Source organism: Chloroflexota bacterium (genome assembly GCA_018648225.1).
Taxonomy (GTDB): Bacteria; Chloroflexota; Anaerolineae; order Anaerolineales; family UBA11858; genus NIOZ-UU35.
Genome location: JABGRQ010000094.1, coordinates 19,534 through 30,680, shown reverse-complemented (window position 1 = coordinate 30,680; position 11,147 = coordinate 19,534). Strand labels below are relative to the sequence as shown.

Here is an 11,147-nt window from a genome sequence, read left to right as displayed (position 1 = left end):
CCTACAACCTAGCGGTTAACAGCCGCCCGCTCTGCCATTGAGCTACCGAGGATTGCGCGGGCAGGATTATATAACCAAGCCATTTGCATGTCAAGGAATTTTTTTGTTGTTATAATCAACCAGACCATTTTTGTTCCAGGCGGACATCAGGTAAATATAAGGAAATCACAAAACCATGCAATCGCATCCTTCACAATTGCGCTTCGCCAAAATTGCCGAGTTTGTTCGGGATCGCCTCAACCATATGGAGCAAAATAATCCCAGCGAATGGCACAACCCCAGATATCGCTGGAACCATACCCTGCGCGTGGCTCAGTACGGCAAGCAGATCGCTACAGAAGAAGGCGCGGATGTGGAACTGGTCATTACCGCCTGTCTCCTGCATGATGTAGCCCACTTTGACCCAATGGAGAATCACCGCGAGCACGGACGCATCGGCGCAACCCTCAGCCGCCCCTTGCTCGAAGAACTTGGTTACAACCCCGAAGAGATCGACAATATTTGCTACGCCATTGCTTCCCATGTAGATGGCAAATCTGATTTCGAGCATCCACACACCCTCGAAGCACAATGTCTGACCGATGCCGATAATATCGACCGTTTTGGCGCTTACCGCATCCTGCAATGGTGCGCCCCGGAGATGGATGATTTCGGCGTGCTGGCCGAAAAACTGCGCAAACGCCTCAAGCAATTGAAAAAATATCGTGAAGCCGACCAGATCATGGAAACATACACTGGCGACCGGATGTTCAAAGAGCAGGTTGAACGGCAGATCGAATTTTTTGAAGCGCTTATTCAAGAATATGCGCTCACGCAGTTGCCGAAAATTTAACCCGAATTTCAATAAAACCCGCGCACCCTATTAATGACTGATTCCAAACTCACCTCCAGCCAACTCGACGTCATCGAAGCCCCTCTCGATGCGCGCATCTTCCTCGACGGCCCGGCGGGCAGCGGCAAGACCACCGTCGGCGTGGAGCGGTTGATGCACCTGCTCGATTCCGGCGTCCCAGGGGATGAGATTTTGCTGCTCGTACCGCAGCGCACGTTAGCTGCGCCGTACTACGAAGTGCTGCAAAGCCCCCAGGCCGCCCCTGGCGGCAGCGCCAGCATCCTGACCATCGGCGGTATCGCCAAGCGCATGGTGGAACTTTTCTGGCCTTTGGTCAGCGAGCAGGCTGGTTTCACCCACCCCGACCGCCCACCCACTTTTCTCACTCTGGAAACCGCCCAGTATTATATGGCCCATCTCGTGCGGCCGCTGTTCAGCCAGGGCCTTTTCGAGGGGATTACTATCGAGCGCAATCGCCTGTATAGCCAGATCGTTGATAATCTCAACAAAGCCGCGCTGGTCGGCTTCCCACACATCGAGATCGGCCCGCGGCTAAAAAGTGCCTGGGCCGGCGACTCCGGTCAGGCGCATATTTATGAAGATGCGCAAACCTGTGCCAACCTGTTCCGTGAGTATTGTCTGGAAAATAACTTGCTCGATTTTTCGCTGCAACTCGAACTTTTCACACAACATCTTTGGCCCGAAGCGCTGTGCCGTGATTATCTGATGAATCAGTACCGGCATCTAATTGTGGATAATCTGGAAGAAGATGTACCCGTAACATTTGACTTGTTGAAAGAGTGGGTACCCGTTTTCGAGTCGACGCTGCTGATCTTTGACCTGGGGGCTGGCTACCGCCGATTTTTAGGAGCCGATCCCCAAACCACATCCCGGTTAAGCGAGTACTGCGACACACGAGTTTCCTTTCTCAATTCATTCATTCTCAGCGAAGAACTCTCGTCCTTAGGCCATGCTCTCTCAGTGGCAATCCTGCCCGAGCAAGAAACCGCTTCCGACCTGCTTCCCGGCGCGCAATTCTCAATTCCCTATTCCCCGCTCCCTGAAACGCGCTACTATCCCCAAATGCTCAACTGGATCAGCGATCAGATTGAAGCTCTCATCGAGCAGGGCACACCCCCCGGCGAGATTGTGGTGCTGGCTCCCTACCTGAGCGATTCGCTGCGCTTCTCGCTGGTCGAGCGGCTGGACGGGCGCGGCATCCCGACCTATTCACATCGCCCGTCGCGCTCCTTGCGGGATGAGCCCGCCACCCAAACCTTATTGACGCTGGCTGCGCTGGCGCACCCCGAATGGACGTTGCTCCCCTCGGCGTTTGACTTGACCTATGCGCTGATTCAGTCCATCGAAGGCCTGGATTTGGTGCGCGCCCGCTTGCTGACCGAAATCGTCTATCGTAAAGGGAAATTGCTGCCCTTTGAGCAAATCCGCCCCGAGATGCAGGAGCGCATCACCTACAAGCTGGGGTTGGCCTATGATGGCCTGCGCGCCTGGCTGGAGGCTTATATCCAGGGGACGTCTGAAGAGTTAGACCATTTTCTTAGCCACATCTTCGGCGAACTGCTCTCGCAAACGGGCTACGGCTTCCACAGCGATTATGACGCCGCCGAAGTAGCTGCCAACCTGATCGAGTCGGTGCGCAAATTCCGCTGGGGCGTAGGGGAGCGTCTGGAAATTGAAGGCACCCCGCTCGGTAAAGAATATCTCGAAATGGTCAAAGACGGTGTAATTGCGGCGCAATATCTCTCGCCCTGGCAAACCGAACCCGAAGATGCCGTTTTCCTGGCTCCGGCGACCACCTTCCTGATGCGCAACCGCTCCGCTGCCTATCAATTCTGGCTCGACATCGGCTCACGCGGCTGGCACGAGCGCATCCGCCAACCCCTGACACACCCTTACGTGCTCAGTCGTCGGTGGGATTTAGCCCGTCCGTGGAGCGACCTGGATGAACTCGAAGCCAGCCGCCAATCGCTGCATACCCTGGTCACGGGGCTGGTGCGCCGTTGCCGGGAGGGCATCCTCCTGGGCATCAGCGAACTCGGCGAGCAGGGCTATGAGCATAAGGGGCAGTTGATTAAGGCACTGGATCGAGCTTTGCGGAATATTTGAGAAAATGTTGAAGGTTACAGGTTATAGGTTGAAAGTTAGAACCTGTAACCTTCAACTTTCAACCTATAACTGAAAATAATGACTGAATTCACCCCTCGACCTGCTCAAGAAGCCATCTTGCAATACCGCCACGGCACAATGGGCGTTTCGGCTGTTCCTGGCAGCGGCAAAACATGGACGCTCTCGCGCTTAGCCGCGGATTTAATTAGAAGTGGCGCGCTCGAAGAGAATCAGGAGATTCTAATCGTCACGCTGACCAACTCCGCCGTGGATAATTTCGCCGCCCGGATTGATGGCTTTCTCTCCGAACAAGCCACGCGTCCGCTGCTACCCTATTACCGCGTGCGCACCCTGCACGGGCTGGCGCATGATATTGTACGCGAGCGCCCCGAACTTGTCGGGCTGGATGCGGCTTTTCAAATTATCGACGAGCGCGAGGCCGACCGCATCCGCAAGCAGGTTGCCAACGCCTGGCTGGATGAGCATCCCTTTGAGCTGGATGAGTATCTCAACCACGAGTTAGACGAGGGCAAGCTGGATTGGGTGCGGCGTGAAAAACTGCCCGTCTTGATGCAGGGCATCGCCATGAGCTTTATCCGCACGGCTAAAGATATGCAGCTTGCCCCCAATGATGTGGCACAGCAGCTTGAGAGCCTCCCGCTGCCCCTACCATTGGCTGAGATGGGCGCGGCGATGTACCGCGATTATCAGCGCGCCCTGGCCTACCGCGGGGCGGTCGATTTTGACGATCTGATCCGCCTGGCGCTGATGGCGCTGCACGTGGATGCCGATCTCCTCGCCCGATTGCAATTCCAGTGGCCCTACATTCTCGAAGACGAAGCCCAGGATAGCAGCAAACTTCAACAGGACATTCTGGCGCAATTGGCCGGGCCAGCTATGAATTGGGTGCGCGTCGGGGATCCCAATCAGGCCATCTTCGAAAGCTTCACCACGGCCAATCCGAAATATCTGCGTGAATTTGTCGCCCAGGCCGATACCCGGCGCGATTTGCCCAACTCCGGGCGCTCCACGCAGAGCATCATGGATTTGGCGAATTACTTGATCGACTGGTCGCAGGCCGAACATCCCGTGGAAGCTGTGCGCAACGCCCTGGCAGAGCCGTATATCGAACCGACCCCGGAGGGTGATCCGCAGCCCAATCCGGTGGACCAACCCGAAGCGATTCACCTGGTCGAGAACAAATACAGCGCCGATGCCGAAATCCAGGCCGTGGCCGATTCGCTGGAACGCTGGCTGCCGGAGCATCCTGAGGATACCGTGGCTGTGCTGGTGCCGCGCAATACGCGTGGCTTCTTGCTCAACGATGAGTTACGCAAACGCGGCATTGAGCCAGTGGATAATCTGCTGCGCTCATCCAGTTCCACGCGGCAGACAGCAGGGGCGCTGGGCAATATTCTGGCCTATCTCTCGGACCCCGGCGCGGCGCGCAAGATGGCAACCGTCTACCGGGTGTGGCGGAGGGCAGAACGCGAAGACGCGGATACCTGGGCAATCGTCGAAGCGACGGCCAAAATCCTGCAGGGCTGCGCGCGCGTGGAGGATTTTCTGGCGCCCGCTCCGGGCATGGATTGGCTGGATTCTCTCCGAGATGAACTAGACCCCATAGAACTGGATCAACTTAACGAATTCCGGAGCGTCCTGCGCCATTGGCAGAAAACCATCGAGCTGCCCATTGACCAAATGATCCTGACTCTCTCCCAGGAAATCTTCACTGAACCCAATGATCTGGCGATTGCCCACAAACTGGCCGTGCTGCTACGCCGTCTGCATACAACGAACCCGGAATGGAATCTACCCGAATTGACCGGGGAGTTAGCGGTAATTGCCAAAAATGAGCGCCGCTTCCTGGGCTTCAGCGACGACGATTCGGGCTTTGACCCGGAAAAGTACCGCGGCCGGGTGGTGATTGCGACCGTGCATAAGGCCAAAGGGCTGGAGTGGGATCGGGTGTATTTGATGTCGGTCAATAATTACGATTACCCTTCGGGGATGGCCTATGATAACTATATTTCGGAACGCTGGTTTATCCGTGACAGCCTGAATCTGGAAGCGGAGACGCTGGCGCAGTTGAAAGTGGCCTTTGGCACTGATGCCTACGCGTGGTACGAGGCGAGCGCGCCCACCGAGGCGGCACGCCTGGAATATGTGCGCGAGCGCCTGCGGCTGCTATTTGTGGGCATCACGCGGGCGCGGCGTGAACTGGTTATCACCTGGAATTCAGGACGCAATGGCGAACAGCAAGCGGCAATTCCGCTGGTGGCGCTGCAAGCGTTTTGGGAGCAACAAAATTAATCAGGAAACCAGGAAGCCTAGAACTTTTCCTGCTTTCCAGACTTCCTCATAAAATAACATGACGTTACCGAAAAATTTTCAATTCAGTCAATCGAGTCTGCAAGATTATGTGGACTGCCAGCGGCGATTTCAGTTGCGCTATATTCAACGCCGCGCCTGGCCTGCGCTGGATTCCGCTCCGGCGCTGGAAAGCGAGCTATTCATGCAGCGCGGGGCGCAGTTCCATCATTTAGCGCATCAGTATTTTCTCGGCATCCCGACAGAGAAGTTGGCGCGACAAATCGAGGGGGATGAGATGCTGGAACGCTGGTGGCAAAACTTTACAAACCTTCAAGGCTTTCAAAACCCTGAAGGTCTGCGGGCGCGTCCCGAAATCAGTTTGTCGGCTCCATTGGGGGAATTCCGCCTTATGGCGAAGTATGATTTGATTATTATATTCCCCTCACCCCCGGCCCCTCTCCCTGAGGGAGAGGGGGGTAAAGCCACCATTTTTGACTGGAAGACCTCGCGCAAACGTCCTAAACGTGAGTGGCTGGAGAAAAAACTACAGACGCGAGTGTATCCCTACTTGTTGACACGGGCGGGAGCGCAGTTAAACGGTGGGCAGCCGATTGCCCCGGAACAAATCGAGATGATCTACTGGTTCACGGATTTTCCCGATCAACCGGCGCGCTTCAGCTATAGCGAAGAACAATTTGCCACCGATGAAGCCTATCTCAGCGGGTTGATTGGTGAGATCAAAAGCCGGGGGGATGATCCTGCGCATCTCACCGAGGACGAATTCCGCTGCAATTACTGTCCCTACCGTTCGTTGTGCAGCCGCGGCGACAAAGCCGGGGTGCTGAACGAGATGGATGAGTTTAACGAACCAGAAATAGGGTTTGAATTAGAACTGGATTTTGAGGGGATTACAGAAGTCGAATACTAACGCGAAAACGCGGAGAGATCATACAAACTATCTCTCCGCGTCTCTGCGTTGAATTAAGCGGCGGCACTACTCCCACGGCGGAACCATGTGCGCCATTCTTTATTCTCCCAGACTACTAAAATAGGGGCAGCATTGAAGATCGAAGAATATGTTCCACTAAAAACGCCGATGAGCAGCGTGATGACGAAGTGACGGATGGTCTCTCCGCCAAAGATGCTTAAGGCCAACAATGTCAACATCACAGTAAGCTGAGTATTGATTGAGCGCGCCAGGGTTTGCACGATGGATTGATTTACCAGGGTTTCATAGGGCATTCGGCGGTATTTGCTCGAATTTTCGCGGATACGGTCGAAGACAACAATGCTATCATGCACGGAGAATCCAATCACCGTAAGCAAGGCCGTCAGGAATAGAGAATCTACTTCCCAGCCCAGGAATTTTCCAAAAATTGCCGCCATACCAATTACCAGAGCGACATCGTGAAGCATGGCGATAATAGCGCTTACCCCGTAGCGAATAGCATGGGAAACGCCGCGGAAAGCATACGTGATATACAGCATAATACCTAACGCGGCCAGCGCAACTGCACCCGAGGCGCGCGTTGCCACTTCTTTACCAACTGTGGGACCAACACTATCAAACCTCAATACGGTAATCTCTCCAAATTCATCACGCAACCCGCCCAATATCTGATCGCGCGCCTCGTTATCGAGGAACTTTGAACGCACCACCAAGACATTATCGCTCGAGGTTTGTACGCGAGCGTCACCAAAACCTAAATCTGAATACAGGGCAGATACAGCCTCGGAAGAAGGTGCGGTTTGGGCAAATTGTACTTCCAGAAAACTTCCTCCAGTAAAATCAATCGCCAGAGGCAGGCCCCACAAAATTAACGCAACGATCCCCGGCAAAATAATCACCAGGGAGATCGCAAAGTATACATATCTACGTTTTACAATATCAATCATGATTTTTTCTCCCATGCGCTTAGCTTTATAAACCAAACCATTCGTGACGATCCGAGAGTTTGATATTATCCATCACAATATGCAGGTAGGTACGCGTGACCGTCACCGCCGTAAAGAGGCTGACGCCAACGCCGAGCGCAAGCGTAACCGCAAAGCCTTTGATAAGGCTGGCTCCGAAGGTGCTGCCAAACCAGAATAGAATCGCACAAGTGATCAATGTTGAAATATTGGAATCACGAATAGAGGGCCATGCCCGATTCCAGGCCAGGTCGATGGCATAGTGCAAGCTCTTGCCTTGCTTCAGTTCTTCTTTCAGCCGTTCGAAGATTAACACATTCGCATCGACCGCCATCCCAATACTCAATACAAATCCGGCAATACCCGGCAATGTTAGAGTCACAGGGATGAGTTTGAAGAGCGCAAAGGTCAGCAACGCATACGTAATCAGCGCGAAATCGGCCACAACACCCGGCAAGCGATAATATAAGGCCATAAATAAAATCACAATACCCATTCCAATCGCACCGGCTTTTAAGCTTTTCTGCAGCGAGTCTTGCCCCAATGTGGGGCCGATGGCACGCGTTTCAATCACCTTCAGGGGAACAGGCAACGAGCCATAGCGTAACTGCACCGACAATTTATTGGCTTCTTCTTGATCAAAGTCCCCAGAAATTAAGCCACTTCCACCTGTAATTGGCGTGTTGACACGCGGAGTTGAAATTACAGTTTTATCTAAAACAATCGCCAGGTATCCACCCACATTATTTGTGGTGTAGTCGGCAAAGAGCTTACCCCCCTCGCTCGTCAACTCAAAAGCAACTTGATATTCCTTGAATTGGCTAATCGTCACGCCCACTTCTTTGAGATCAGCACCGGTCATAATTGTATGCCAGATTTGCTGAATCTCCCCAAAGCTGGCATCTGCATCTCCCGGCTGAGAAGCATCCGCGTTGCCGAGTACAAAATCGGTTTGGATAATTGTACCGGCTGGCACCGGATCCATGCCCATATCCACAAATTCGAGCAAACCGGTTTCTTTCAGCGTGCTCAATGCCTGCTCCGGGTTTTGTTCGCCAGGCAGTTCTACCACAATACGGCGCTCACCGGCTTTCTGCACTGTGGCTTCGCCAACGCCCAATAATCCATTGACGCGATTTTCGATGATCGTGCGAGCCGTATCCATAGAATTTGGGTCAATGGTCGCATCTGCTGGCACATCGGCCTCTAGCAGGGCTTGCACGCCACCTACTAAATCCAAACCTAGATGGGTGAAGATTTCGCGCCCCAAAATCGTGGAGTTTTCTGTTACCACCACCCAAACCGCCCCGGCCAGTAAAACGAGTATGATGACAAAGAGTCGATAATATCTTCGTTGTTTCATATTTCTCCTTTCGTAAGAAATAACTGTTACATTCGTTATGATCAGAATTTTCTGATCCGCAAAACCAAGCGATTATACTCCTACCATGAATCCATGTCGAATATTCGCGCGATGAGTTTTATAAGGGTAAAATCGGCTATAACTAGAGGTAAAATGAAGCAGCGCCAAAATGGCAAACTAAAGCAGGCTTCTGTTATGACAAATCCACAAATACATACCCAAAATGGGGGGGCGTGGAGGGAGTACCCAAAGACGACGGTACCCGATGCGCTGCAAAGTGCCATCGGCGGGCACCCGCTCGTAGCGCAGACTCTCACCCGGCGCGGCATCACAGATGTGGATGCGGCGCGCGCCTTCTTGGACCCCGATTACCATATTCCAGCCTCGCCCAGCGAACTGCCCGGCCTGACCCACGCCGCCGATCTAATCGAGAGCGCCATAGCCACCGGAGAACATATTCTGGTATGGGGTGATTTTGATGTGGACGGGCAAACTTCCACCACGCTGCTGGTCGAAGCCCTAAAAGAATTGGGGGCGCAGGTGAGTTACCACATTCCGCTGCGTGCTACCGAGGGACATGGCATCAAGGTTGAAGTTCTGGATAAACTCATCTCGGCTCCACCCACTTCCAACTTCCCGCTACCTACCGTACTTCTTACTTGCGACACGGGCATCGCTGCCCACGAAGCAGTGAATTTCGCAAAAAAATGCGGGCTCATTGTGGTCATCACCGATCATCACGACTTACCGCCAGAACTGCCAGACGCCGATGCTATCATCAACTCCAAAATGGCGCCAGATGGACATCCACTTTCAACGCTGCCGGGAGTAGGGGTAGCGTACAAATTAATTGAAGAACTTTATGCACGCACAGGAGACAGTCACTTTAAAAGTGACTGTCTCCTCGATTTGGTAGCCCTCGGCATCGTCGCCGATGTGGCCTTGCAAACCGGAGATGCGCGTTACCTGCTGCAACGCGGTTTGAATATCCTGCGCCGCACGCCGCGTCTGGGGCTGCAAACTTTATTCGAAAACGCCGAAATCATCCCCGATCAGATCGACGCCGGGCAGATCGGCTTTGGCATCGGGCCGCGACTCAACGCCCTGGGGCGGCTCTCGGATGCCAACCCAATTGTCGAGTTCTTCACCACAGACAACCCCAGCCGCGCCCGCGTCATCGCCACTCAGTTAGAAGGCCTCAATAACAAACGCAAGCTGCTCACCGAGCAAATCTACCAGTCGGCTATCAGCCAGATCGAGACCGATCCCAACCTGCTCGATTTTGCTGCCCTGGTGCTTTCGCATCCCCAATGGCCCGCCGGAGTGATCGGGATCGTTGCCAGCCGATTGGTGGAACGCTTCCATATGCCAGTGGTGCTGCTCTCTTCGCCCGATGGCGAACCTGCGCGCGGCTCGGCGCGCTCGATCGAGGGGGTGCATATCGGCGGGGCGATTGCCGCGCAGGCCAAGATATTACACGGCTTCGGCGGGCATCCGATGGCGGCGGGACTCTCCCTCGATGCAGAACGCATCGCCGATTTTCGCCGCGGGTTGTCGCGCACCATCCGCGAGAAATACCCGCTCGCTCCCACGCAGCCCAGCCTGACGATAGATGCCTATCTGCCGCTTGGCGAAATCACGCTCGAACTGGCCGATGATCTCAGCCGTCTGGCTCCGTTTGGGGCTGGCAATCCTGCGCTTATACTGGCTACACGCAATCTTAAATTGGTCAATTCGACGCTTATCGGACGCGATAAAAGCCATCGGCGGCTAGTGGTGGAAGATCAGGCGGGGAACGTGCAAGATATTGTGTGGTGGCGGGGGGCAAGCGAAGAACTGCCCGAGGGCGAATTCGATGTCGCCTACACGATTTCAACCAACACCTTTCGCGGCGAGCGCCGTCTGCAACTCGAATGGCAGGGCTTTCATCCGAGTGCGGGTGCCAGCCCTGAGGTAGCGCCGGAAGCTTTCCCGCTGGAAGTGCTGGATTACCGCCGGGAGCAGCATCCGCTGCCTTTATTGGATCAACTCAAAACCGAAGGGAATTTTAACCTCTACACGGAAGGAGAAGCCAAACGACGCCTGAGTGGGCACGATCGCAACGAGTTGGCACCTGCCGAAATGCTGATTTTGTGGAGCGCGCCGCCCGGCCCGCGGGAGTTATCTGCAATTCTGGCTGCTACCACGCCCAAGCGGATTGCGCTCTTTGGCATCATTCCCGACCTCGACGAACCTGCTGCCTTTCTGACGCGCTTGGCCGGGTTGGCCAAACATGCTTTGCGCGCCAAAGCAGGCCGCGTGGAATTGAGCGTGCTGGCCGCAGCAATGGCAAGCCGCGAGAATGCAGTGCATCTGGGGCTGGCCTGGATGGAGGAGAAGGGGCATATCCGCGTGAAGGGGGAAGCCGGGCACGGAGAGTTGCAACTGAGCGCGGGCAACGAGCCAGGACACGCGCTGGAAGATATTGCCATGACGCTCAAGGCTGTGCTGGATGAAACCGCCGCGTATCGGGCATATTTTAAGGAAACCAGTGTAGACTCATTCGAGCAGCATGTAGAAACCGCAGATCAACACAAATAAACGTAGCTGAGGTAAAAA

Annotated in this window: 7 protein-coding genes; 5 read left to right on the top strand and 2 right to left on the bottom strand. The window is 54.5% G+C overall.

Going from position 1 to position 11,147, the window contains the following annotated elements; all coding sequences use genetic code 11:
* Positions 1-175: 175 nt before the first annotated feature.
* The 4 genes from HN413_08535 to HN413_08520 all read left to right on the top strand — a co-directional run bounded on the left by HN413_08535 (position 176) and on the right by HN413_08520 (position 6,200).
* The gene (locus tag HN413_08535) at positions 176-832 is read left to right on the top strand and encodes an HD domain-containing protein (protein ID MBT3390443.1); all 657 of its coding nucleotides are present in this window, start codon (positions 176-178) and stop codon (positions 830-832) included.
* A gap of 33 nt (positions 833-865) precedes the next feature.
* Positions 866-2,959 (top strand): ATP-dependent helicase, encoded by a 2,094-nt coding sequence (locus HN413_08530; protein MBT3390442.1) that lies wholly within the window; start codon positions 866-868, stop codon positions 2,957-2,959.
* A gap of 78 nt (positions 2,960-3,037) precedes the next feature.
* A complete protein-coding gene (locus HN413_08525; GenBank protein MBT3390441.1) occupies positions 3,038-5,272 on the top strand; it encodes an ATP-dependent helicase in 2,235 nt (744 codons plus the stop codon).
* Between the two features lie 58 nt (positions 5,273-5,330).
* On the top strand, positions 5,331-6,200 hold the full coding sequence (locus HN413_08520; protein MBT3390440.1) for a PD-(D/E)XK nuclease family protein: 870 nt from the start codon (positions 5,331-5,333) through the stop codon (positions 6,198-6,200).
* A 53-nt stretch (positions 6,201-6,253) separates the two neighbouring features.
* Here the strand turns inward: HN413_08520 and secF are convergent, their stop codons facing one another.
* Positions 6,254-7,168: a protein translocase subunit SecF gene (gene secF / locus HN413_08515; protein MBT3390439.1), complete on the bottom strand. Its 915-nt coding sequence runs from the start codon at positions 7,166-7,168 to the stop codon at positions 6,254-6,256.
* Between the two features lie 25 nt (positions 7,169-7,193).
* Positions 7,194-8,549 (bottom strand): protein translocase subunit SecD, encoded by a 1,356-nt coding sequence (secD, locus tag HN413_08510; GenBank protein ID MBT3390438.1) that lies wholly within the window; start codon positions 8,547-8,549, stop codon positions 7,194-7,196.
* Between the two features lie 195 nt (positions 8,550-8,744).
* Between secD and recJ the strand changes: the two genes are divergently transcribed.
* Positions 8,745-11,129 carry a single-stranded-DNA-specific exonuclease RecJ gene (gene recJ, locus HN413_08505; protein ID MBT3390437.1) on the top strand — a complete coding sequence of 795 codons (2,385 nt, stop codon included), beginning with the start codon at positions 8,745-8,747 and terminating at the stop codon, positions 11,127-11,129.
* The last annotated feature ends 18 nt before the right edge of the window (positions 11,130-11,147 follow it).